At 68.8% G+C, this 21,280-nt stretch carries 21 protein-coding genes; 9 read left to right on the top strand and 12 right to left on the bottom strand.

All coding sequences use genetic code 11. From position 1 onward, the window contains the following. Positions 1 to 35: 35 nt before the first annotated feature. From EAT51_RS08395 to EAT51_RS08370, 6 genes are read right to left on the bottom strand one after another with little or no spacing between them, the layout of a single operon-like run. Positions 36 to 1,259, bottom strand: a complete 1,224-nt coding sequence (locus tag EAT51_RS08395) for an allantoate amidohydrolase (RefSeq protein ID WP_235872438.1) — start codon at positions 1,257 to 1,259, stop codon at positions 36 to 38. Positions 1,260 to 1,297: 38 nt separating this feature from the next. Continuing rightward, the gene (locus EAT51_RS08390; RefSeq protein WP_165422001.1) at positions 1,298 to 2,296 is read right to left on the bottom strand and encodes a nucleoside hydrolase; all 999 of its coding nucleotides are present in this window, start codon (positions 2,294 to 2,296) and stop codon (positions 1,298 to 1,300) included. Next, complete coding sequence (locus EAT51_RS08385) at positions 2,293 to 3,873, bottom strand: gamma-glutamyltransferase family protein (RefSeq protein ID WP_130519721.1); 1,581 nt, start codon at positions 3,871 to 3,873, stop codon at positions 2,293 to 2,295. The genes EAT51_RS08390 and EAT51_RS08385 overlap by 4 nt, the downstream gene beginning before the upstream one ends. Next, positions 3,873 to 5,255: an AtzE family amidohydrolase gene (locus EAT51_RS08380; protein WP_130519719.1), complete on the bottom strand. Its 1,383-nt coding sequence runs from the start codon at positions 5,253 to 5,255 to the stop codon at positions 3,873 to 3,875. The genes EAT51_RS08385 and EAT51_RS08380 overlap by 1 nt, the downstream gene beginning before the upstream one ends. A 5-nt stretch (positions 5,256 to 5,260) precedes the next feature. Beyond that, a complete protein-coding gene (locus EAT51_RS08375; RefSeq protein ID WP_130519717.1) occupies positions 5,261 to 6,226 on the bottom strand; it encodes a PDR/VanB family oxidoreductase in 966 nt (321 codons plus the stop codon). Next, complete coding sequence (locus EAT51_RS08370) at positions 6,226 to 7,287, bottom strand: aromatic ring-hydroxylating oxygenase subunit alpha (RefSeq protein ID WP_130519716.1); 1,062 nt, start codon at positions 7,285 to 7,287, stop codon at positions 6,226 to 6,228. Before EAT51_RS08370 ends, EAT51_RS08375 begins: the two co-directional genes overlap by 1 nt. Before the next feature lie 121 nt (positions 7,288 to 7,408). Between EAT51_RS08370 and EAT51_RS08365 the strand changes: the two genes are divergently transcribed. From EAT51_RS08365 to EAT51_RS08355, 3 genes are all read left to right on the top strand, one after another. Beyond that, on the top strand, positions 7,409 to 8,371 hold the full coding sequence (locus tag EAT51_RS08365; RefSeq protein WP_130519714.1) for a LysR family transcriptional regulator: 963 nt from the start codon (positions 7,409 to 7,411) through the stop codon (positions 8,369 to 8,371). Between the two features lie 109 nt (positions 8,372 to 8,480). Further along, positions 8,481 to 8,759 (top strand): CopG family ribbon-helix-helix protein, encoded by a 279-nt coding sequence (locus EAT51_RS08360; protein WP_130519712.1) that lies wholly within the window; start codon positions 8,481 to 8,483, stop codon positions 8,757 to 8,759. Then, positions 8,747 to 9,037 carry a type II toxin-antitoxin system RelE/ParE family toxin gene (locus tag EAT51_RS08355; protein WP_130519710.1) on the top strand — a complete coding sequence of 97 codons (291 nt, stop codon included), beginning with the start codon at positions 8,747 to 8,749 and terminating at the stop codon, positions 9,035 to 9,037. Before EAT51_RS08360 ends, EAT51_RS08355 begins: the two co-directional genes overlap by 13 nt. 599 nt (positions 9,038 to 9,636) lie before the next feature. Here the strand turns inward: EAT51_RS08355 and EAT51_RS08350 are convergent. Both EAT51_RS08350 and EAT51_RS08345 read right to left on the bottom strand, forming a co-directional pair. Next, on the bottom strand, positions 9,637 to 10,791 hold the full coding sequence (locus EAT51_RS08350; RefSeq protein ID WP_130519708.1) for a helix-turn-helix domain-containing protein: 1,155 nt from the start codon (positions 10,789 to 10,791) through the stop codon (positions 9,637 to 9,639). 3 nt (positions 10,792 to 10,794) lie between these two features. Further along, the gene (locus EAT51_RS08345) at positions 10,795 to 11,403 is read right to left on the bottom strand and encodes a hypothetical protein (RefSeq protein ID WP_130519706.1); all 609 of its coding nucleotides are present in this window, start codon (positions 11,401 to 11,403) and stop codon (positions 10,795 to 10,797) included. Positions 11,404 to 11,735: 332 nt separating this feature from the next. On the opposite strand from EAT51_RS08345, the gene EAT51_RS08340 reads away from it, so the two are divergent. The 6 genes from EAT51_RS08340 (at position 11,736) to uraD (ending at position 16,803) form a co-directional block, all read left to right on the top strand. Next, the gene (locus EAT51_RS08340; RefSeq protein ID WP_130519704.1) at positions 11,736 to 13,088 is read left to right on the top strand and encodes a nucleobase:cation symporter-2 family protein; all 1,353 of its coding nucleotides are present in this window, start codon (positions 11,736 to 11,738) and stop codon (positions 13,086 to 13,088) included. Continuing rightward, positions 13,088 to 13,582: a GNAT family N-acetyltransferase gene (locus tag EAT51_RS08335; RefSeq protein WP_130519702.1), complete on the top strand. Its 495-nt coding sequence runs from the start codon at positions 13,088 to 13,090 to the stop codon at positions 13,580 to 13,582. The genes EAT51_RS08340 and EAT51_RS08335 overlap by 1 nt, the downstream gene beginning before the upstream one ends. A 108-nt stretch (positions 13,583 to 13,690) precedes the next feature. Next, positions 13,691 to 14,560: a glyoxalase III HchA gene (gene hchA, locus EAT51_RS08330; protein WP_130519700.1), complete on the top strand. Its 870-nt coding sequence runs from the start codon at positions 13,691 to 13,693 to the stop codon at positions 14,558 to 14,560. Then, the gene (locus tag EAT51_RS08325; RefSeq protein WP_130519698.1) at positions 14,557 to 15,285 is read left to right on the top strand and encodes a PA1136 family autoinducer-binding transcriptional regulator; all 729 of its coding nucleotides are present in this window, start codon (positions 14,557 to 14,559) and stop codon (positions 15,283 to 15,285) included. The genes hchA and EAT51_RS08325 overlap by 4 nt, the downstream gene beginning before the upstream one ends. 73 nt (positions 15,286 to 15,358) lie before the next feature. Next, entirely contained in the window at positions 15,359 to 16,297 is a 939-nt protein-coding gene (gene puuE, locus EAT51_RS08320; RefSeq protein ID WP_130519696.1) for an allantoinase PuuE, read from the top strand. Then, positions 16,294 to 16,803: a 2-oxo-4-hydroxy-4-carboxy-5-ureidoimidazoline decarboxylase gene (gene uraD, locus EAT51_RS08315; protein ID WP_130519694.1), complete on the top strand. Its 510-nt coding sequence runs from the start codon at positions 16,294 to 16,296 to the stop codon at positions 16,801 to 16,803. The genes puuE and uraD overlap by 4 nt, the downstream gene beginning before the upstream one ends. Positions 16,804 to 17,065: 262 nt before the next feature. On the opposite strand, the gene EAT51_RS08310 is transcribed toward uraD, so the two are convergent. The 4 genes from EAT51_RS08310 to hisA all read right to left on the bottom strand — a co-directional run bounded on the left by EAT51_RS08310 (position 17,066) and on the right by hisA (position 21,276). Beyond that, positions 17,066 to 18,409 carry a carbohydrate-binding protein gene (locus EAT51_RS08310; protein WP_130561508.1) on the bottom strand — a complete coding sequence of 448 codons (1,344 nt, stop codon included), beginning with the start codon at positions 18,407 to 18,409 and terminating at the stop codon, positions 17,066 to 17,068. Between the two features lie 610 nt (positions 18,410 to 19,019). Further along, positions 19,020 to 19,736, bottom strand: a complete 717-nt coding sequence (hisIE, locus tag EAT51_RS08305; protein WP_425599567.1) for a bifunctional phosphoribosyl-AMP cyclohydrolase/phosphoribosyl-ATP diphosphatase HisIE — start codon at positions 19,734 to 19,736, stop codon at positions 19,020 to 19,022. Positions 19,737 to 19,747: 11 nt separating this feature from the next. Then, entirely contained in the window at positions 19,748 to 20,524 is a 777-nt protein-coding gene (gene hisF, locus EAT51_RS08300; protein ID WP_130561506.1) for an imidazole glycerol phosphate synthase subunit HisF, read from the bottom strand. Beyond that, on the bottom strand, positions 20,518 to 21,276 hold the full coding sequence (gene hisA / locus EAT51_RS08295) for a 1-(5-phosphoribosyl)-5-[(5-phosphoribosylamino)methylideneamino]imidazole-4-carboxamide isomerase (protein ID WP_130561505.1): 759 nt from the start codon (positions 21,274 to 21,276) through the stop codon (positions 20,518 to 20,520). The genes hisF and hisA overlap by 7 nt, the downstream gene beginning before the upstream one ends. Positions 21,277 to 21,280: the final 4 nt, after the last annotated feature.

Here is a 21,280-nt window from a genome sequence, read left to right as displayed (position 1 = left end):
GCAGGCGCTGCGGCGGATCGATCTCGCCAAAGACTTCAGTTGCCACGTATCGCTCCCAAACGTTCGATGAAATCCAGCATGGCCGCCACGGCCAGGCCGGCGTCGGCCGCGCTGGCGCGCTCGGCCGGGTTGTGCGAGATGCCGCCGTCGCAGCGCACGAACAGCATCGCCGTCGGGCACAGCGCGCGCATCACCATCGCATCGTGGCCGGCGCCGGAGACCAGCCGGCGCGGCGCGATGTCCTGCGTCTCCATGGCCTGGGCCAGCAGCTCGACCAGGTGCGTGTCGCACGGGCTGGCGGCCAGGTCCTGCACCTGCACTGCCTCGACCTGCACGCCGCGCGCGGCGGCGATGGCCTCGAAGCGGCGCAGGATCTGCGCCGCACCGGCGTCGCGCCGTGCGTTGTCGCCGGCGCGCACATCCAGCGAGAAGCTCACCCGGCCGGGAATCACATTGGTCGCGCCCGGCAGCACCTGCATGCGGCCCACGGTGGCGACCAGGTCGCTCGCCGCCTCGCGGGCGACGGCCTCGACCGCCAGCACGCAGTCGGCGGCGGCGGTGAGCGCATCGGCGCGCAGCGGCATCGGGCTGGTGCCGGCGTGGCCGGCACGCCCGCGCACGCTGACCTCGAAGCGCAGCTGCGCGGCGATGCCGGTGACCACGCCCAGCGCCAGGCCCTCGGCCTCCAGCACCGGGCCTTGTTCGATATGCGCTTCCAGGTAGCCGATGACTTCGTCGGGGCGACGTGCGGCCTGATGGAACTGCGCCGCCTCCAGGCCCCATCCGGCCAGCGCCTGCGCCACCGACACGCCGGCCGCATCGACCACGCCGTCGAGGGCGCCGGGCGCCAGCGTGCCGGCCACTGCGCGGCTGGTGAACATCGAAGCCGGGAAGCGCGAACCTTCCTCGTCGCCGAAGGCGATCACCTCGATGGCGAACGGCATGCGCTCGCCGCGCGCGTGCAGCGCGGCCACGCATTCGATGCCGAGCATGATGCCCAGCGGGCCGTCGTAGCGGCCGGCGTCGCGCACGCTGTCCAGGTGGCTGCCGATCAGCAGCGCCGGCGCATCGCGGTGCTCGCCTTCGTAGCGACCGATCAGGTTGCTGGCCGCGTCCAGGCGCGTGGCCATGCCGGCCTGGCCCATCCACTCGGCCACCGCCGCTTGCGCGGCGCGATGCGCCGGCGTGAGCCAGGCGCGATACAGGCCGCTGTCCGCATCGCTGTACGGCGCCACGCCCAGCGCATCGCAGCGGGCGATGGCGCGCTCGCCGGCGGCGCGATGCAGCGACGGGGCATTCACGGCTGCACCTGCGCGGCCTTGGCCGCCGGCGCCAGGGTGCTGGCCACCAACGCCAGCACGCGCGCCTTGTCCACGTCCAGACAGGCGCTGGCATTGGGCTCGCCCTGCCCTTCGCGGGTCATGCCGTCGTCGTCCACGGTGATGTGCAGGGGCACCGGCGTGCACACCGCCGGGTCCAGCAGGCGCGCCACGGGCACCACGTCGAACAGCGTCGGCGTCGTGCCCCAGGGGCTGCGCGCGGCCCACAGCGCATAGAGTTTGGACAGTGGCCCGGCGTAAGACGTGGGCGCGGCGAAGATGCGCGCCTGCAAATCGGCGGGCAGCGCGATCTCGGTCGAATCCAGCGGCTGCACCTCCACCGGCAGGCCGCTGGCCAGCAGCTCGCGCAGCGCCTGCGGGGCCAGCTTGATGTTGTATTCGGCGCTGGGCGTGTCGCTGTTGGTGCCCGCCACAGGCCCATAGCCGCGTCGCAGCGAGCCGCCCATCAGCACCACGCGCTTGAGCCGGGCGAAGGCCACCGGATCGCGCTTGAGCGCGGCCTGCACCGTGGTCAGCGGCCCCAGCGCCAGCAGCGTCACCTGCCCGGCCGGCCGCTGGCGCAGCACGCGCAGCATCGCCTCGACGCCATCGGCGCGCACCGGCCGGTGCGCATCGCGCAGCCAGCCGGCCTGACCGATCTCGCCCTCGCGCGTGCCGACCGCGGGGCCGGCGGCGACCGGCACCCGGCTATGGCCGGTGTCCTGCAGCAGCTGCGCCACCAGCTGTGCGCGCAGGCGGGTGTCGCCATAGGTCGTGGTCACCAGCAGCGGCCGCAGGCGCGGCGAGGCCAGCACCAGCGACAGGGCGAAGCCGTCGTCGATATCGGTGCCGAAGTCGTTGTCCACGATCACCGGGATCGGCGCTTCCTGTGCCTGCGACTCGGCCGCTCGCGCGGCCGGCACCAGCAGGCAGGCGAGCATGGCGAGGGCGCAGCGCGCGCGCAGCAGGGCACTCACCATCCGGCCACCACCCCGTCGCTGCGCGGATCGACCGCGCCACTCAAGGTCCCGTCGGCCTCGCGCACCAGCGCGCCGGCATGGCCCATCACCGAGGTGTAGGCCGGCAGCAGTTCGACCGCATGCCCGGCCGCGCGCAGCGCGTCGATCAACGCCGGGTCGAAACGATCCTCCAGCTTCAGCGACGTGCTGTCCTCGCCCCAGGTGCGACCCAGCAGCCAGCGCGGCGCGCTGACCGCCTGCTGCAGCGGCATGCCGAAGCGCGCGTAGCGAGTGAACACCGCCGCCTGGGTCTGCGGCTGGCCTTCGCCGCCCATGGTCCCGTAACTCATGACGCTGCCATCGTCGAACACCGCCAGCGCGGGATTGAGGGTGTGGAAGGGCTTGCGACCGGGCCTGAGCGCATTCCAGCCATCGCTGGCCAGGCGGAAGCTGCAGCCGCGGTTCTGCCAGGTGATGCCGCTGCCCGGCAGCACCAGCCCTGAGCCGAATTCGAAATAGGTCGACTGGATGCAGCTGACCGCCTGGCCGCGCGCATCGAGCGCGCCGAACCAGCAGGTGTCCCCGGCCTGCGAGGGCTGCGGCCAGGGCAGCGCCTGGACGGGATCGATGCGCGCGGCCATCGCATCGAGCGCGGCCGCATCGTCCAGCAGCGCCTGCGCGTCCAGCGTCATCCAGTCCGGGTCGCCGACGTGCGCATCGCGCACCAGGAAGGCCTGCTTGGTCGCCTCCACCAGCCCGTGCAGGTGAGCGAAGCTCTCGCCCTGCGCGACTTCCAGCCGGTCGAACAGCGCCAGGATCAGCAGCGAGGCCAGCCCCTGCGTCGGCGGGGCGTGGTTGTAGAGCATGGCGTCGCGCACGCGCACGTGCAGCGGCGTGCTGGCCTGCGCGCGATGCGACAGCAAGTCGGCCATCGCGAGCGGGCTGCCCAGTGCGGCCAGGTCCGCGGCGATGCTGCGCGCCAGTTCGCCGCGGTAGTAGTCGTCCAGGCCGGCATCAGCCATGCGCTGCAGGGTCGCGGCCAGCGCGGGCTGGCGCAGCAGTTCGCCTTCGCGCAGGGGCTCGCCGTCGGGTTCGAACGTGGCGGCCCAGGCGCCGGGCTGGACGCGCAGCTCCGCGCCCTTGCCCGCGGCGATCTGCGCCCCGCCCGCCGTGACCGGCACGCCGGCCCGGGCGTGATGGATCGCATCTTCGAGCAGGCGCGCCAGCGGCAGGCGGTTGCCCTGCCCCGTCAGCGCCTGCGCCCAGCCCGAGACGGTGCCGGCCACGGTGGTGGCCGCGCCCGGCCCGCGCCACGGGATGGCCGACAGGCCCGCGTAGAAATCCAGCGTCGCCGCCTGCGCGCTGCGGCCGCAGGCATCGATGGCATGCACGCGGCCGTCGGGTTCGCGGATCAGCCAGAAGCCATCGCCGCCGATTCCGGTCATGTGCGGATACACCACGGCCAGCGTCGCGGCGATGGCCACGCAGGCCTCCACCGCGGTGCCGCCATCGCGCAGCACGTCGCGACCGGCCTGCGCGGCCAGATGATGCGGGGCCACGGCCAGGCCGCGGCGGGCGCGCAAGGTGTGCAGCATCAGGTCTGCGCTCCGGCAGGTAAATGCACGCCGGTCAGTCCGCTGGCTTCCAGCGCGCGCGCCACGGCGAACAGGCGGTCTTCGCGCCCGGGGGCGGCGATCAGCTGCACGCCCAGCGGCAGCTGGCCCGGCCGCCACAGCGGCGCGGCCAGCACCGGACAGCCGGCCAGCCCCAGCGGCTGGGTGAACAGCCCCAGGTTGGCGCGCGCCGACACCGGCGCGCCGTCGATCTCGATCGTGGCCTGGTCGATGCGCGGCGCCACGCAGGGCACGGCCGGCGCGATCAGCACATCGACCGTGCGCCACAGCTGCGCCATCGCCTCCGCGAACCACGCCGCGAAGCGCTGTACGTCCAGCAGCGCCTGCGCCGGCTGCAGCTGCCCGGCCAGCAGGCGATCGCGCACGGCCGGATCGAAGGCGTCGGGCCGCGCCTGCAGTGCCTGACGATGCAGGTACGCGCCCTCGATCGCGGTCATGACGAAGGCCGCCATGCGCGAGGTCCTGGCCTGCGGCAGCTCGACGCTCGCACCCGCACCCAAGGCCGCGCAGATCGCCTCGAGCCCGGCGCGCAGTGCGGGATCGAGGTTGGCATCGAACCAGCCCCCCAGCCGCGCGATGCGCAGGGCGCCCACGTCCACCGGCGCCAGCGTCGCATCGGCCATCACTTCATGCGCCGCCTGCAGCACGTCCAGCGACCGCGCGAACGGCCCGGCCACGTCCAGCGCCTCGACGAACGGGAACACGCCCTCCAGCGGCACCTGCCCGTGCGTGCTGCGCAGGCCGTAAATGCCGCACAGCGCAGCCGGCACGCGGATCGAGCCATTGGTGTCCGAGCCCAGCGCGAACGGCACCAGCCCCGCCGCCACCGCCGCTGCCGAGCCGCCGGAGGAACCACCCGCCAGTCGTTCCGGATCATGCGGATTGCGCGTGGTGCCGAAGTGCGCATTGACCGTGGCGAAGCCGTAGGCGAACTCGTCCATATTGGTCGTGCCCACCAGCACCGCGCCGGCGCGCTTGAGCCGGCGCACCACCTGCGCATCGCGCGCGGCCGGCGGCGCCGCAAGGCGCATGGCCGCACCGGCGGTGGTGGTCAGGCCCCGCACGTCGAACAGATCCTTGACCGCGAACGGCAGGCCCGCCAGCGGCGCGTTCGCGTCCGTGCTTGTCGTCAGGCCGGCCTCGAAGATGCGGGTGAAGGCCACCAGCGCCGGATTGCGCGCGTGCAGCGTCTGCAGCAGCTCGGGCACGGCCACACGCACATCGACCGCATCGCCCGCCTCGGCGGGTGCCGAGGACGGCGCCTGGAAATCCGCCAGCGTGGCGGTATAGCCGCCGAGCAGGTCGAGGTTCTGCTGCACGCCCGGGCGCGTGGAAGGGTCCATCGTGGTCACAGCGCCAATGTAAGCCGAGGGCTGCGGCTGCGCGAGCAGCACAGGGTGATCTGCCGGTTGCTGGCCTTTTCCGCCTCGCTCTGCACGGTGTCGCGATGATCGGGAATGCCTTCGACCACATCGGTCAGGCAGGCGCCGCACAGGCCCATCTCGCACGACAGGCTGACCGGCACGCCTGCCTCGGCCAACACCGCGGCGATGGTGCGCTCGGGCGCGACGGTGAACACCTGCCCGCTCGAGGCCAGCGCCACCTCGAAGGCCGTGTCCGCGCCGGCCTCGGCCGAGGCCAGCGGCGCGACTGGCGCGAAGGCCTCGCTGTGGATGTGCGACGCGTCCCAGCCGCGCGCCAGCGCCGCCTCGCGCAGATGCGCCATGAACGGTCCCGGCCCGCACAGGTAGAGCTGGTGATCCTTGCCCGCCCCGTCCAGCGCCGCGGGCAGCACCTGCCGCGCGTCGCGGCCTTCCTCGGCACTGTGCAGATGCGCACGCGCGCCGAACTCGCCCTGCAGCTGGCGCAGGAAGGCGATCTCGCCGCGGCTGCGCACGTAATAATGCAGCTCGAACGAGGCGCCGCCGGCCTGCAGCTGGTGCGCCATCGCCAGCAGCGGCGTGATGCCGATCCCGCCGGCCACCAGCACGTGGTGACTGCCCGCGCGCAGGGCGAACAGATTGCGCGGCGCCGAAATGGTCAGCGGCTGGCCCACGCGCAGGCGCTCGTGCACGCTGGCCGAACCGCCGCGCGAGGCGGCCTCGCGGCGCACGCACAGCACATAGCGCGAGGTGTCGGCCGGCGTGCTGGCGATGGAGTACTGGCGCACCAGCCCGCCGGGCAGGTGCACGTCCACATGCGCGCCGGCCTCGAACGCCGGCAGCGCCTGGCCATCGGCGCGCACCAGTTCGACGGCCAGATTGCCGGCGCCCTGCCGGCTCATCGCGTCGATGACGACTTCGATCGTATCCATCAGGCGAGGAAGAACTCGCCGAAGCCCATCTTCTTCAGGCCGCGACGGTAGGCGATGGAACTGCGGTCGGCCGGGATGTGCGCCTCCAGCGTCATGTCCAGCGGCAGGCGCTCGGGCTTCTGCAGCTCGACCATGGCCCGGTCCTCCTCGAACACGCGCAGGTTGAAGGCGTGCACCTCCTCCACCGGCTGGTCCAGATTGAAGTTGCGCGCGATCGGCACGAACAGCCGCGTCCTGCGCGCCGACACCGGCGAGGCGCAGTTGAAGATCACCAGCCGCTCATCGCCCGGGAAGTGGATGGTCAGCGAGGCGCAGAACGGCAGGTGCACCTCGAAGTGGCGCAGCCAGGGATAGTCCGGCGGGGCCAGGTGATGAAAGCCCACGCCGTAGTTGCTGACGTTGCTGACGTAGTCCACGGTGAAGCCGGTCGGCGTCTCCACCGGCACGTAGTCCGGCACCAGCTGGTTGGCCGGGTCGGCAAAGGTGCCGGTATGGATCCAGGCGAAATGCGCCACATCCAGAAAGCCTTCCACCTGCCGCCCGGCGAAGCCGTTGATGTCGAACGGCGGACAGTTGATCTGCTGGAAGCCCGCCTGGTCCCAGTGCGGCATCACCGGCAGCGGCGCCGGGTTGTCCGCATCCGGCGCCAGGCACACCCAGACCAGGCCGTAGCGCTCGACCGTGGGATACGTCGCCAGGTGCAGCTTGGCCGGGATGGCCTGGCCGGGGCTGGAGGGAATGCGGTTGCAGCGCCCGCCCGCGCCGAAGCGCAGGCCGTGATAGGGGCAGACCACGCCCTCGCCGTCGTTGCTGCCCATGCTCAGCGGCACGCCGCGGTGCGGGCAGACATCGCGTGCCACCACCACCTCGCCGTGCACGCGGTAGACCACCAGCGCCTCGTCCAGCAGCACCGCCTGCAGCGGCGCGCCGGTGACCTCGCTGCTGTTGGCCACCGGGTGCCACTGGCGCGCCAGCAGCCGCCAGTCGTGCTCGGTGAAGGTGCTGCCCGGCGGCAGCGTGCTGTAGGGATTGGCCGGATGGGCGGACGCGATGGCGGACATGAGGCGGGCGACCTGGCGGGGGCGGTTGCGGGGTGCGCCCCTACCTTGCGGCGGCGCACCTGTTGCAGTCCATCCAAGATTTTTCAATCATGCGTTGCAAAAAACAGAACAGGTGCGCCCGGTGCTGCCCTTCTCCCGCTTCGCCAGCTACTTCATCGAGGTCGCCGCCCAGGGCAACCTGCGCAAGGCCGCCGAGGTGCTGCACGTCTCGCCTTCGGCCATCCACCGCCAGATCCAGGGCGCCGAGCAGCAGTTGGAGACCGAGCTGTTCGAACGCCTGCCCACCGGCATGAAGCTCACCGCCGCCGGCGAGCTGCTGTTGGGCGATCTCAAGCGCTGGCGCAAGGAGCACACCCGCACCCTCGAGCGCGTCGGCGACCTGCGCGGCCTGCGCCGCGGCCACGTCAGCATCGCGCTGATCGACGCGCTGAGCGAGGGCTTCGTGCCGCAGCTGCTGGCCGAACTGACCCGCGAATACCCCGGCTTCTCCTTCGACCTGCGCGTGATGGGCAACCGCGTGGCCAGCGAACTGGTGGCCGCGGCGGAAGTGGATTTCGGCGTGCTGCTGGACCCGGTCGAACACGGCAACCTGGAGGTGCGCACCGCCATCGACATCCCCGTCGGCGCCGTGCTGCCGCCCGGCCACGCCCTGGCCGATGAAGAGAGCCTGGCGATGAGCCGGCTGCTGGACGAACGCCTGCTGGTGCCCGCCGCGCCGCTGGTGATCGAGGAACGCACCCGCAGCCTGTACGTGCGCCACGGCGTGGACCCGCGCCGGGTCACCACCTGCAACGACACCCGCCTGATCCGCTCGCTGATCCGCGACGGCGGCGGCGTGGGCGTGCTGAGCCTGATCGACGTGGCCGCCGACCTGGAACGCGGCACCCTGGCCTTCGTCCCCCTGCACGGCTGGCAGGCCCGCCCCCTGCAGCTGGCCGTCTGCACCGCCCCCCGCCGCCAACCCAGCCGCGCCGCGCAGCTGGTGCTGGCGCGCGTGGTGAGCGCGGTGCAGGGATTGCCGGCGCGGCTGGTGGGGAGAACAAGGAAAACCTCGAAGCGGAAGTCGATCAGCTCGAACAGCTGATCCCGCTGCGCCTTTGCGAACCCACACTTGGGCCCAGCAAGTGGACAGCCCAACGCTGAAGGCATAAGGTAGGCACAGGTAATACCTCTGACTACACCGGATCGCGACCATGGCATCGCCGACCTCGCTCAAGCTCGATCAAGCGATGAAAGAGCGCATTCAGCACCTGGCGGACACCCGTCGCCGGTCCCCGCACTGGATCATGCGCGAGGCCATCGCACAGTACGTCGAACGCGAGGAGCAGCGCGAAGCCTTCCGTCAGGACACGCTGCGCGCATGGGAGGAATTCCAGGGGACCGGCCTGCATCTGACCGGAGCCGAAGCCGACGCGTGGATGGTCAGGCTGGAAGCGGGTGAGGACGCGGAGCCGCCCGCATGCCACACCTGAGCTGGGCGCCCGCCGCAGTCTCAGATATTCAACGCCTCTACCGTTTCCTGCTGCCCAAGAACGCCGACGCCGCCCGGCGTGCCATCAAGGCCATCCGCGAGGGCGTCACGATCCTCGCCCGGCAGCCACGCATCGGACGGCCCATCGAAGACCTGCCAACCGAATTCCGCGACTGGCTGATCGACTTCGGTGACGACGGCTACGTGGTCCGGTATCGCATCCAAGACGACAGCGTGATTATCCTGGCCGTCCGGCATCAGAAGGAAGCGGGATTTTGAGCAAAAGCGATCAATTTCGCGCCACGCTGGTTGTGGATTGACTCATTGCCCGGCACGCCCAATGACTGGCAAACAGGACGGGCAATCAACTAGGTGCTAAGCAAGCGCTCACTGGTACCGGATGCACCCTTCGTCATCCAGTGAACGCACGCGCAGCCTGCATGTGCGCAACAGCTTGGACCCGAGCTGGATCACCGTCTGTAACGACATCCGCCTGATCAACTCGCTGTGATCCGCGATTGCGGTGGCGGGAGCACGAGCGCGCTGCGCCTGATTGATGTCACCGCGGACCTCGAGGGGGCACCCTGCCTTCGCCCCCTTGTACGGCTGGCAAACCCGGCTCAACAACTGGCGGTCCTCGCCGTCCTAGCTGTCGACCGGCAGAGCGCTGCATGTGTTAGCGCGCGCTGCGAGTGCCTAGTGGCTGAAGCGTAAGACAGATAACAAGTCTGAAGCAAAGGAACTCAATACAACTGAAAGCCTAAGCGCACTCTTGCTTGTGATTCCCGCGACAGCGGCAATTCAAGAGCTGCAATTAGTTACGGAGGGATGGATCGTCTAACGCTCCAGCAGTAGCAGTAGCTAAGATTCCTCGACTGCTAGCCGCGCTTGCGCATGCCCGTGGCTCCGTTAGCCAGACGGCGAGACGCCAGGGAGATGACGTTGCCACTGCTTTCCAGGACCACAGGTGCAGCACTTGGCTTGTCATCAAGTGAGACCACGAACTCCTCGACAAGACTTGTCGTCAAGTTCAAAGACTGGCAGTAAGCATCGAAGCTCATTCGGTAATGCGTGTAGGCCAGACGAACCGCCTGAGAGAACAATTCCGGCTTTTCCCTTGGAATCAAGTAATCCTCATGCTCCCCGCGCGCCTCACCACCTCGACTAAGCCTGATGACACCTGTGGTGTATTGCTCATCGGAGATCAAGCTGAGCTGCTTAGCGCGATAAAGAAGCGCCGACTTGCTGACTTTCCAACGCATCTTCATTTCCACTAAGCCTTGCCAGTTCAGATGCCGACCACGAAGCTTAGGAAATTCTTTGACGAAAGAACTACGCGGCAACAGAAACGCTCCCGCAAACCGATTCGCCTCCCCCTCAGTCTTGCGGTCTCCCGTGACAGTGCCAACATGCATGACCAGATGTCCCAGCTCGTGTGCGACATCAAAGCGCAGTCGACAGGCTGAAGATTCGTCAGCGTTCAAGACGATGATCGGCCTTGCGGCACTTATCGAATAAGCATCGATCTCTCTAGAGACACCTTTAAAAGAAGTCACAACGGCACCAACATTCTCAGCCAGACGCGTCATGTTATCGATTGGGCCTAACCCCAAGCCCCAAATGCGACGACACTGCTCGGCAGCTTGTTCAATCTCTAACAGACTTGCGACGTCAATCTGCGGAATAGTGTTGACAGGCAAATCCAACTGGCGCTCCAACGAGCCAACCAAGCGCCTAAATACCTCGCCTTTTGCCAGAGCAACTTGTTTAACGCCAACACGCGTCCCCATCCTTTTACGGAAGTGACACTGTTCTTCAGTGATCGGAGAGACGGGCGCAGAAAAAAAGAACGCAGGCTGGACCTGCGTCAGAGCGGCGATCGCCTCAATATCTGAAGGCGGAGGCTCGATCTGCTCGGTCTCCACTTTGTGCACATACTGCCGTGTCTTATCGATACGCGAAGCAACATCTTCCATGGTGAGCCCATGGAAGAGGCGCGCCAAACGAACGTTGGCGCCCAGGAAACTAGACATAGCTTATTCCTCGTGACTCTCGTCACCGGCAGCACGGTCTTCCTGCTGAGCCTTCGGAATCATAGCCCTCGCGGGCGGAAGTTCGACCGCTTCCAACTTGGTATCGTCCACACTGGCCAAAGCAGGGGTGCTTTGAGAGTACTTCCAGCGAAACACCTGTTCGAGATTGCCATCGAACCCAATGAAGTGAACATCCGCTTCTTCCTCAGCCGTCTCCGGCTTCACAACAACGAAGCGAAACATCTCCGGCTTGCCAGTATCGACCTCAAAGAGCAAGCGATCCGCGTCATTTCGCCGATAGAAGCCTGGTTTCTTTGGATTGGCGGGATCATCGGCAAAGAAGCGGCAAGGGATCCCTTCGATTTCGAAGGTTACATCCATGCCCGCATGCGTGAGCTTGATCCAATCGTACCGACCTTGCTGACAGACACGGATGATGGCGTTGCGCTGACGACCGAACGTCGCGCTACCTCGAACATAGTTGTCATCCAGGTCGCCAGACAATTCCAACTCTGTGTCGTAGAGCGTTTCAAGCAGGATTTCGGCAATGACTCTTAGGCGCTGCCCTGTGAGTTGAGGCGCATGGCTCCAAGGCGTGCTTTCGTAGCTCATACCAAGACCCTTTATGCAGAAATGGAATTTTGTCCCGGCCAATCTTTCTGCAGATTTGTAAATTTGTCAACTCCACAAAATTGGCTAACGGTTGGATCACCGGAGGGACGTGCCTACACCGCCCAGCTCCCGTCGAGGTGCGACTTCACGCATAAGCCAAGGCCGTAAGAGCGAGCAATCGCCAGAAATGAAGACCAATCACTGCGCTGCCGGACTGCTTTTTTAGTTGCTGCTCGCATCAGCATCCTTTGCTCGCAAGGGGCGTCATCCAAAACATTGTGCGTCGCACCAACCGCGGCTAAGTTCAGCGCTCGCCCCCATCGAGCCCGCCGATGTCCCGCGCCCTGCCCTCGCCTTCGCCGATCGATGCCGTGCCGCCGGCGGGGCCGCTGTGGCTGCTGGCGGTCCAGCATGTGCTGGTGATGTATGCCGGGGCGGTGGCGGTGCCGTTGATCGTGGCCGGGGCGCTGCATCTGTCGCGCGAAGACACGGCCTTCCTGGTCAGTGCGGACCTGTTCTGCTGCGGGCTGGCGACGCTGGTGCAGTCGCTGGGGCTCGGCGGCTTCGGCATCCGCCTGCCGGTGGTGATGGCGGCTACCTTCGCCAGCGTGGGGCCGATGATCGCCATCGGCGGCAATCCGGCGCTGGGCCTGCCCTATGTGTTCGGCGCCAACCTGGTCGCCGGGGTGGTCGGCATCCTGGCCGCGCCGCTGATCGGGCGGCTGCTGCGGCTGTTCCCGCCGGTGGTCACCGGCACGGTCATCACCGTGATCGGGCTGACCCTGGTCGGGGTGGCGGTGAACTGGGCCGCCGGCGGCGTGGGCGCGGCCGACTACGGCGCGCCGATCAATCTGGGCCTGGCCGCGGTGGTGCTGCTGGGCGTGCTGGCGCTGCTGCGGCACGGGCGCGGCTTTATCGCCAATATCGGCGTGTTGCTCGGGCTGGCCGGCGGCATGGTGGTGGCTGCCCTGGCCGGGCGCGTGGATGTGAGCGGCCTGCGCGAGGCGGCGTGGCTGGCGCCGGTGCTGCCGTTCCACTTCGGCACGCCCAAGTTCGAGCTGTGGTCCTGCGTGACCATGTGTGTGGTGCTGTTCATCGTGTTCGTCGAATCCACAGGCATGTTCCTGGCGCTGGGCGACATCGTGCAGCGCCCGGTGGATCGCCCGGCGCTGGTGCGCGGGCTGCGCGTGGACGGGCTGGCCACGCTGCTGGGCGGGGTGTTCAACGCCTTCCCCGATACCTCGTACTCGCAGAACATCGGCCTGGTGGCGCTGACCGGCGTGCGCAGCCGCTGGGTGTGCGTGCTGGCCGGGGCGATCCTGATCGTGCTGGGACTGGTGCCCAAGCTGGCGGTGCTGGTGGCCTCGGTGCCGCCGGCCGTGCTGGGCGGCGCGGGGCTGGTGATGTTCGGCATGGTCACCGCCAACGGCATCCGCGTGCTGGGGCTGGTGGACTTCCAGGGGCGCCGGCACAACCTGCTGATCGTCGCGGTGGGCGTGGGCCTGGCGATGGCGCCGGTGGCCGCGCCGGCGGTGTTCGACCAGTTGCCCAAGGCGCTGGCACCGCTGCTGCACAGTGGCATCGCCCTGGCCACGCTGGCCTGCGTGGCGCTGAACCTGTGGTTCAACGGCCTGGGCGGCGCGCGATCCTCCGAACCGCTGTCGCCCGAGCCGCCGCACGCCTGATGTCCGCCCCTGCGATCCGCCCCTGGCAACCGGCCGACCGTGATGCGGTGGGCGCGCTGATCGTCGGCATCCAGCGCGGCGAGTTCGGCCTGGACATCGACCTGGCCGCGCAGCCGGACCTGATCGATGTGGAAGGCTTCTACGGCCAGGGCCAAGGCGGCTTCTGGGTCGCCGAGGACGCGAGCCGGATCGTGGGCTGCATCGGCCTGCGCGACATCGGCGAGGGCGAGGCCGCGCTGCGCAAGATGTTCGTGGCGGCCACGCATCGCGGCCACGCGCACGGCGTGGCGCCGCGCCTGCTGACCACGCTGCTGGCGCATGCGCAGGCCCGCGAACTGCGCGCGATCTACCTGGGCACCACCGACCGCTTCCTCGCCGCGCACCGCTTCTACGAGAAGCATGGCTTCGCGCCGATCGCGCGCGAGGCGCTGCCGCCGCGCTTCCCGCTGATGGCGGTGGACTCGCGCTTCTACGTGCGCCGTCTGAATCGCTGAGACGCGCGCTTGCGCTCGACGCGACGTTAGGGGAAAACCCGCATTGCCGCGCCCCTGTCACGGTCCTAGCCTGACACTCCATCGATTCGACCGAACCTGGAGCACGCCATGACCGAGCAGAACGACCGCGCGCCCGCGCCCGACGCAGCCGAGCACGACGCCTTCTTCCCCTCGCCCTATTCGCTGTCGCAATACACCTCGCCGAAGACCGATTTCGATGGCGCCGACTATCCCGACGCCTACACCGGCGGCAAGTGGAAGGTGTTGATGATCGCCACCCAGGAGCGCTATCTGCTGATGGGCAACGGCAAGTTCTTCTCCACCGGCAACCATCCGGTCGAGACGCTGCTGCCGATGCTGCACCTGGACAAGGCCGGCTTCGAAATCGAGGTCGCCACGATCTCCGGCGATCCGGTGAAGCTGGAGCACTGGGCGTTCCCGCATCAGGACGAGGCGGTCAAGGCGACCTACGCCAAGTATCTGCAGCGCTTCAGGACGCCGAAGAAGCTCTCCGACCTGGTCGACGATCTGGAGGGCGGCCACTATCTGGGCGTGTTCATCCCGGGCGGCCATGGCGCGCTCAACGGGCTGCCCTTCAGCAAGGAGGTCGGCAAGGCGCTGGAGTGGGCGATGGCCAACGAGCGCTACGTCATCAGCCTGTGTCACGGCCCGGCCGGGCTGCTGGCCGCGGGCCTGGGCAAGGCGGCGGCCGATTTCCCGTTCCGCGGCTATGAGATGTGCGTGTTCCCGGACAGTCTGGATGCCGGCGCCAACGTCGAGATCGGCTATCTGCCCGGCCCGATGCCCTGGCTGCTGGGCGAACGCCTGACCCAGGCCGGCGTCAAGATCGTCAACGCCGACATGTCGGGCATGGTCCATCGCGACCGGCGCGTGCTGACCGGCGACAGCCCGCTGGCCGCCAACCAGCTTGGCAAGCTGGCGGCGCGCACGCTGCTGGACGACGTGACGCAGCGATGAGCGAAAGCGCGGCGCAGGCGGCGTTCGATGCGACGCTGGCGATGGAGGCCAGCACCGCGCTGCCTGCGCTGCAGGCGGGATTCGGCCGCTTCGCCGCGACGCTGGGCTACGACCGGGTCGTGGTGTTCGCCGCGTCGATGGCGCAGGAAGACCTGCTCGAGCGGATCTACTGGATCCATGGCGACTGGTTCGGCACGGGCACGCGGGTCGATGCGGAGACCTATGTGCGCCACTGCCCGGTGACGCGGCACGTGGTACAGGCCAGCGCGCCGTTCTTCTGGACCAAGACCCAGGCGCTCACCGGAGAGCGCTACCGCGTGGTGCGCGTGCCACGCGGACCTGGGGTGCACGGGCTGCAGATCCCGGTCTTCGGGCCGCTCGGACTGGAAGGCGCGCTTAGCCTGGGCGGCGCACGCATCGACGCCTCGGCACAAGCCAGACTGTCGCTGGCGATGGTCGGCACCGCCGCGTTCCGCACCGCGCGTCGCTTGCTGGAAGCACCCGAAGCCGCCGCGCCCAGTTCGCTCAGCGCCCGCGAGCGCGAGATCCTGTCCTGGACCGCTGCCGGCCGTCGCCAGGCCGACATCGCCGCGACGCTGGGCCTGTCGGCGCGCACGGTCGAGCACCACCTGCGCCGCATCCGCAAACGACTGGGGGCCAGCACCACCGCGCAGGCCATCCGCATCGCGCTGCGTCACGGTGATCTGGAAGGACGGGAGCCGTAGCGGCACCCATGCGTTGTGCCATCGCGGCCTTGTTCCTACAGTGCAAGGCTTCCAACGCTCCACGAGTGCCGCGATGTCCGATACCAGCTCTGACTACCCCCGCGACCTGATCGGTTACGGCCGCGATGCGCCGCATGCCGACTGGCCGGGCGGTGCGCGGATCGCGGTGCAGTTCGTGCTCAATTACGAGGAAGGCGGCGAGAACAACGTCCTGCACGGCGACGCCGGCTCGGAGCAGTTCCTCAGCGAGATCGTCGGCGCGGCCTCGTATCCGGCGCGGCACATGAGCATGGAGTCGATCTACGAATACGGCTCGCGGGTGGGCGTGTGGCGGATCCTGCGTGAGTTCGAACGGCGCGGCCTGCCGCTGACGGTGTTCGGCGTGGCCATGGCGATGGCGCGCCACCCCGAGGCCACCGCGGCCTTCGTCGAGCTCGGCCATGAGGTGGCAAGCCACGGCTGGCGCTGGATCCACTACCAGGACATGGACCCGGCCACCGAGCGCGAACACCTGCAGCGTGCGGTCGAGCTGCACACGCGGCTGACCGGCAGTGCGCCGCTGGGCTGGTACACCGGGCGCGACAGCCCCAACACGCGGCGGCTGGTGGTCGAGCACGGCGGCTTCGCCTACGACGCGGACTACTACGGCGACGAACTGCCGTTCTGGACCCAGGTCGAGACCACCGACGGCGCGCGCAAGCCGCATCTGGTGGTGCCCTACACGCTGGACGCCAACGACATGCGCTTCGCCACCCCGCAGGGCTTCAACACCGCCACGCAGTTCTTCGACTACCTGCGCGACAGCTTCGACGTGCTCTACGCCGAGGGCGAGGACGCGCCGAAGATGCTCTCGGTGGGCATGCACTGCCGGCTGCTGGGGCGGCCGGGCCGCTTGATCGCGCTGCAGCGCTTCCTGGACCACATCACCAAGCACGACAAGGTGTGGGTGTGCCGGCGCATCGACATCGCGCGCCACTGGCAGCAGCGGCATCCGTTCGTGGTGGCCGCATGATCGCCCTGGCCGAACTCAACGCCTTGCCGCGCGATGCCTTCATCGGCGCGCTGGCGGGCATCTTCGAACACTCGCCATGGGTGCCGGCCGGCGCCGCGGCGACGCGGCCCTACCCCTCGCGCGAGGCGCTGCACGCGGCCATGTGCCAGGTGGTGCGCGAGGCCGGCGTCGAGGCGCAGCTCGGCCTGATCCGCGCCCACCCCGAACTGGCCGGCAAGGCCGCCATCGCCGGCGAGCTGACCGCGCATTCGGCCAGCGAGCAGCGCGGCGCCGGCCTGGATCAGTGCACGCCCGCCGAGTACGCCGAACTGGTGGAGCTCAACCGCCGCTATCGCGAACGACACGGCTTTCCCTTCATCCTGGCCGTGCGCGGCCACACGCGCGCCAGCATCATCGCCGCGCTGAGCGAGCGCGTGGAGCAGCCGACCGAGGCGGAGATCGCCACCTGCCTGGAACAGATCGAGAAGATCGCCAGGCTGCGCCTGGACGATCTGGTGGCGGATTGATGGCTTGAAGCGATGCTTGTTCCATGTGGGAGCCGCCATGGCGGCGACAGGGCCTCACCGGTAAAGCCCCATCGCCGCCATGGCGGCTCCCACCTGTAGAGCGGAGCTTGCTCCGCTGGGGCCTTCCCCACGATCCGGCCGAAGAGCAGCGGAGCGAGCTCCGCTCTACAGACGGGCAGCCGCTAGAGTCGGGGAAACAGGTGTTCCCACCCCACCGAGCGACTAAAACAAAAGGGCCGCCTTCCCTGGCAGCCAACCCCACTCAGAACCCCAGATCGGTCAGGAAGCGCTTGGTATAGGCCAGCACGCCCGGGCCGGTGTAGGAATTGCAGATCGGCGAGGCGTAATCCGACGGCGTCGCACACGGCGTATCGCGATCCAGCGACCAGTGGTGGACACCGGCCAGGCCGTTCTGCGCGGCGTACAGCGCCACGGTGTCGACGTCGGCCAGGGTGAAGATCTCGTCGGCCGTATCGTTGCGACCCAGCATCGGCGTCACCTCGATGTGCTGCGGCGCGATGCCGTAGGTGTGGCGCAGGTTCTCCACGGCCTTGATGGTCGAGGCCCCCATGTCGCACAGCCCGCCGCTCTTGAGCACGCAGTTGGACGCCTGGGCGCGACCGAAGTCCATCACCATCAGGTTGATCGTGTAGTGCTGCAGGCCGGAGGCCAGCACCGCCTGGATCACCTGGTTGCCGAGCGCGTTGACGCCGCCGTAGCTGCCGTCGGACGCGGCCAGCGTGGCCAGCGTGAAGGAGAAGCGGATGCCGGGATACTGGCTCTCGACCACCTTGGCCGCGGCCACCAGCGCGTCGGTCTGGGCCTGGGTCTGGCCGCCTTCGATGTCGAAGTCCAAGCCGATCATGTGCGGGGTGTAGTAGCGGGCGATGAAGTTGGCCAGGCCCGTCGCGCTGCCGCAGGTGAAGGTGCCCGAGGCGCCGCCGGTGGAGACGATGTAGTTCACGCCGGCATTGTTGAGCACCGGGATATTGGCGTTCTTGAAGGCATCGGCCGACACGCCGCCCCAGGTCTCGCTGCCGCAGGTGCCGGTCGCGAAGGCCAGCGTCACCGCCTGCAGGTTCGGCACCTGCGTGGAGATCAGGCTGCCCGCGCCCGCCACCGGCAAGGCGGTGCCGGTGACCTTGGACTGCATCACGTTGGTGTTCCAGTTGAGGTTGATCGTGACGTCCTTGTAGGGACTGAACACGAAGCTGGGATAGGTCGGGTTGGTCGGCGTCCCGCCACCGCCCCCACCACCGCCACCACCTCCCCCGCCGCCGCCTCCACCACCACCGCCGCCACCGCCGGTGGACGAACAGGCGCCTTGCGAGGTCCAGGGCTGGCCCGACCCGGCGCCGCCGTTATGGGTGGTCGGGTCGTCGCCCTGGGTCCACCAGTTGGCCACGTAGTTGATGCCGCTCTTGCTGGCGGTATTGCCGCCGGTATAGACGGACGAGGCGCTCCATGCCGCCGCGCATGCGGTCTGAGCCTGCGCCGACTGCATCGGAACGAAGGTAACGACGGCCGCCGAAGCCAGCGATCCGAGGATGCCGGTGGTGGCGCTTGCACTGATCAACGACCACAACGTCGATTTGCGGGTGGACATCATGTCTCTCTCCAGTGGATGGCGCGGTTGCTTGAAACCCCGCCGGGGCGTTGTTGGCCCGCCTCCCCCTGATGGCAGGCGCCAGCTGCGACTGCGGCATATGGCGTTTTTGACATCTGCCGCAAACCGACCGTGCTTTGCCGAAGACAACGTTGTCAACGGATGATGTTCGGTTCTGTGGCCGCAGTCGCAATGGCTTCTTCGCGCGCGCTGATCGATGGAAATTTGGCCTGCGGGTGACGCTCGCTTGTCGAAATCAGGCCATGTAATTGCATCGCCACGTCATGCGTTGGCCGCTGCACGCATTGGGCGAAGCCAGGGCGAAACAACGTATCGGTCCGCTACCGCCGCGCATCGGGACAGCGGTCACGCCGACCGCGTCGCCGCAGGACTTCCGCGCCTCGCAGGCAGTGCGACGGCTATGCCCCGGAGCTGATGGGCGCGTGTTGTCGCGGCGCCGCCTGCCGTGTCCGTTGCGGACAAGCGGCGATGTCGTGCGCCGTTGTCCGATCGCGGACAAGCGAACGCCGTGCTGGCAACGTTTTCTCGGCGCGTTGCAGCCGCGACCAAGACGCGGCTTGCTGCGCCGCGTCGCGTGAGGAACCGGTTTCTAGCCGGCGTGGCGCTGCCGCAGCACCGCGACCGCGTCGGCCAGGGATAGGCCGCGCGCCCGCAGCAGGACGGTGAGGTGATAGAGCAGATCGGCGCTTTCGCCGAGCAGTTCCGCATCGCCCTGGGCGACGCCGGCCAGCGCGGTTTCCACGCCCTCCTCGCCCACCTTCTGCGCGATGCGGCGGGTGCCGCCCTCGAACAGGCGCGTGGTGTAGCTGCCTTCCGGGCGCTGCGAGTGGCGCTGGGCGATCAGCGCATCGAGCTCCCCCAGGAACCCGATATCCGTGGGAGCCGCCCTTGTGGCCTCTTGGCCAACGGCGGCGATGCGGCTTTCCCGGGAAGACTCCTTCGCCGCCATGGCGGCTCCCACTCCCGCCAAAGCCGGAGCCTCGGCAAAGCAGCTGGGCCGCTGCAGATGGCAGGTGTGGCCATGCGGGCGCGCCAGCACCAGCAGCGTGTCGTTGTCGCAGTCGGCCTGGATGTCGACCAGGTCCAGGAAATGCCCGGAGGTCTCGCCCTTGGTCCACAGGCGCTGCTTGCTGCGGCTGAAGAAGGTGACGTGGCCGCACGCGCGCGTGACGCGTAGGGCTTCTTCATTCATGTAGCCCAGCATCAGCACGCGCAGCGTGTCGGCGTCCTGCACCACGGCGGGCAGCAGACCCTCGCCCTTGGCCCAGTCCAGTGTGTCGGTCGTACCCATCGGTTCGGGATCCATTGAAAGGCCGCTCACGCGGCCGGGCGCACGGCGATGCCGGCATCGGCCAGCGTGCGCTTGAGGTCGGGGATGGCGATGGCGCCGCTGTGGAACACGCTGGCGGCCAGCGCCGCGTCCACATCGGCGTCCTGGAAGGCGCTCACGAAGTGCTCCGGCGCGCCGGCGCCGCCCGAGGCGACCAGCGGCACATGGCACAGCGCGCGGGCGGCCTTGAGCTGTTCGATGTCGTAGCCGCGGCGCACGCCGTCGCTGTCCATGCAGTTGAGCACGATCTCGCCGGCACCCAGGTCCTGGGCCTGCACGATCCAGTCCAGCGTGCGCAGGCCCTCGGCGCGGGTCTTGCTCGGGTCGCCCGTATAGCTGCGCACCCGCCACTGCCCGTCCGCCTCGCGCACCGAATCGATGCCCACCACTACGCACTGCACGCCGAAGGCCGTGGCCAGCTCGCCGATCAGCGCCGGCCGTTCCAGCGCCGGGGTGTTGATCGAGACCTTGTCCGCGCCGGCATGCAGCACCGCGCGCGCGGTCTCCACGCTGCGGATGCCGCCGGCCACGCAGAACGGGATGTCGAGCAGGCGCGAGACCTTCTCCACCCAGCCGTAATCGACCGAGCGGCCTTCCGGGCTGGCGCCGATGTCGTAGAACACCAGTTCGTCGGCCCCGGCGTCGCGATAGCGCAGCGCCAGTTCGGCGATGTCGCCCATGTCGATGTGGTCGCGGAATTTCACGCCCTTGACCACGCGTCCGCCGCGCACGTCCAGGCAGGGCACGATGCGCCGGCTCAGCATGAGGCGGCCTCCGCGAAGGCCTGTTCCAGCGTGAAGCGGCCTTCCAGCAGCGCGCGGCCCAGTACGATGCCGCCGCAGCCGGCAAGCTTGGCCTCGCGCACGTCGCCGACCGCATGCACGCCACCGGAGGCCTGCACCTGCACGCCGGGCAGCAACGCGACCAGGTGCCGGTAGAGGGCGAAGTTGGGGCCGCTCAGCATGCCGTCACGGGCGATGTCGGTGCACAGCAGCTGCTGCAGGCCGGCGTCGGCATAGCGCACGGCGAGTTCGTCCAGGGCCACGCCCGAGCCCTCGGTCCAGCCGTGGATCGGCAGCTGCCATACGCCCGCCGCGTCCTGGCGCGCGTCCAGCGCCACGGTGATGCGCTCGGGGCCGAACTCGGCCAGCCAGCTCAGCATCTCGAGCGGTGCGCGCACCGCCAGCGAGCCGATCACCACGCGCGTCGCGCCCGCCTCCAGCAGTGCGAGCACATCGCTGCGCCCGCGCACGCCGCCGCCGGTCTGCACCTGCAGGCCGGTGGTCTGGCGCAGCGCCCGCAGCAGCGGCGCCAGGGTGTAGCCGCCGGCGCGCGCCGCATCCAGATCGACCAGATGCAGCCAGCGCGCGCCCTGGTCGGCATAGCCTCTCGCGGCAGCCAAGGGATCGTCGCCGTAGGTGGTTTCGCGGTCGTAGTCGCCCTGGGCCAGGCGCACCACGCGCCCGCCGCGCACGTCGATGGCGGGATAGAGCTGGAAGGAAGAGTCGGAGGTCATGAGC

It is taken from the genome of Pseudoxanthomonas winnipegensis (assembly GCF_004283755.1).
In the GTDB taxonomy this organism is placed as follows: Bacteria; Pseudomonadota; Gammaproteobacteria; order Xanthomonadales; family Xanthomonadaceae; genus Pseudoxanthomonas_A; species Pseudoxanthomonas_A winnipegensis.
This window is presented reverse-complemented; position numbering and strand designations above follow the sequence as displayed.

Excerpts from the sequence above, each read along its gene's own strand:
- EAT51_RS08375 (WP_130519717.1), bottom strand. The coding sequence starts at position 6,226 with ATGGATACGATCGAAGTCGTCATCGACGCGATGAGCCGGCAGGGCGCC.
- hchA (WP_130519700.1), top strand. The coding sequence starts at position 13,691 with ATGACCGAGCAGAACGACCGCGCGCCCGCGCCCGACGCAGCCGAGCAC.
- uraD (WP_130519694.1), top strand. The coding sequence starts at position 16,294 with ATGATCGCCCTGGCCGAACTCAACGCCTTGCCGCGCGATGCCTTCATC.
- hisA (WP_130561505.1), bottom strand. The coding sequence starts at position 21,276 with ATGACCTCCGACTCTTCCTTCCAGCTCTATCCCGCCATCGACGTGCGC.
- hisF (WP_130561506.1), bottom strand. The coding sequence starts at position 20,524 with ATGCTGAGCCGGCGCATCGTGCCCTGCCTGGACGTGCGCGGCGGACGC.
- hisIE (WP_425599567.1), bottom strand. The coding sequence starts at position 19,736 with ATGGATCCCGAACCGATGGGTACGACCGACACACTGGACTGGGCCAAG.
- EAT51_RS08345 (WP_130519706.1), bottom strand. The coding sequence starts at position 11,403 with ATGAGCTACGAAAGCACGCCTTGGAGCCATGCGCCTCAACTCACAGGG.
- EAT51_RS08325 (WP_130519698.1), top strand. The coding sequence starts at position 14,557 with ATGAGCGAAAGCGCGGCGCAGGCGGCGTTCGATGCGACGCTGGCGATG.
- EAT51_RS08370 (WP_130519716.1), bottom strand. The coding sequence starts at position 7,287 with ATGTCCGCCATCGCGTCCGCCCATCCGGCCAATCCCTACAGCACGCTG.
- EAT51_RS08335 (WP_130519702.1), top strand. The coding sequence starts at position 13,088 with ATGTCCGCCCCTGCGATCCGCCCCTGGCAACCGGCCGACCGTGATGCG.
- EAT51_RS08355 (WP_130519710.1), top strand. The coding sequence starts at position 8,747 with ATGCCACACCTGAGCTGGGCGCCCGCCGCAGTCTCAGATATTCAACGC.
- EAT51_RS08340 (WP_130519704.1), top strand. The coding sequence starts at position 11,736 with ATGTCCCGCGCCCTGCCCTCGCCTTCGCCGATCGATGCCGTGCCGCCG.
- EAT51_RS08380 (WP_130519719.1), bottom strand. The coding sequence starts at position 5,255 with ATGGACCCTTCCACGCGCCCGGGCGTGCAGCAGAACCTCGACCTGCTC.
- EAT51_RS08360 (WP_130519712.1), top strand. The coding sequence starts at position 8,481 with ATGGCATCGCCGACCTCGCTCAAGCTCGATCAAGCGATGAAAGAGCGC.
- EAT51_RS08350 (WP_130519708.1), bottom strand. The coding sequence starts at position 10,791 with ATGTCTAGTTTCCTGGGCGCCAACGTTCGTTTGGCGCGCCTCTTCCAT.
- EAT51_RS08385 (WP_130519721.1), bottom strand. The coding sequence starts at position 3,873 with ATGCTGCACACCTTGCGCGCCCGCCGCGGCCTGGCCGTGGCCCCGCAT.
- EAT51_RS08310 (WP_130561508.1), bottom strand. The coding sequence starts at position 18,409 with ATGTCCACCCGCAAATCGACGTTGTGGTCGTTGATCAGTGCAAGCGCC.
- puuE (WP_130519696.1), top strand. The coding sequence starts at position 15,359 with ATGTCCGATACCAGCTCTGACTACCCCCGCGACCTGATCGGTTACGGC.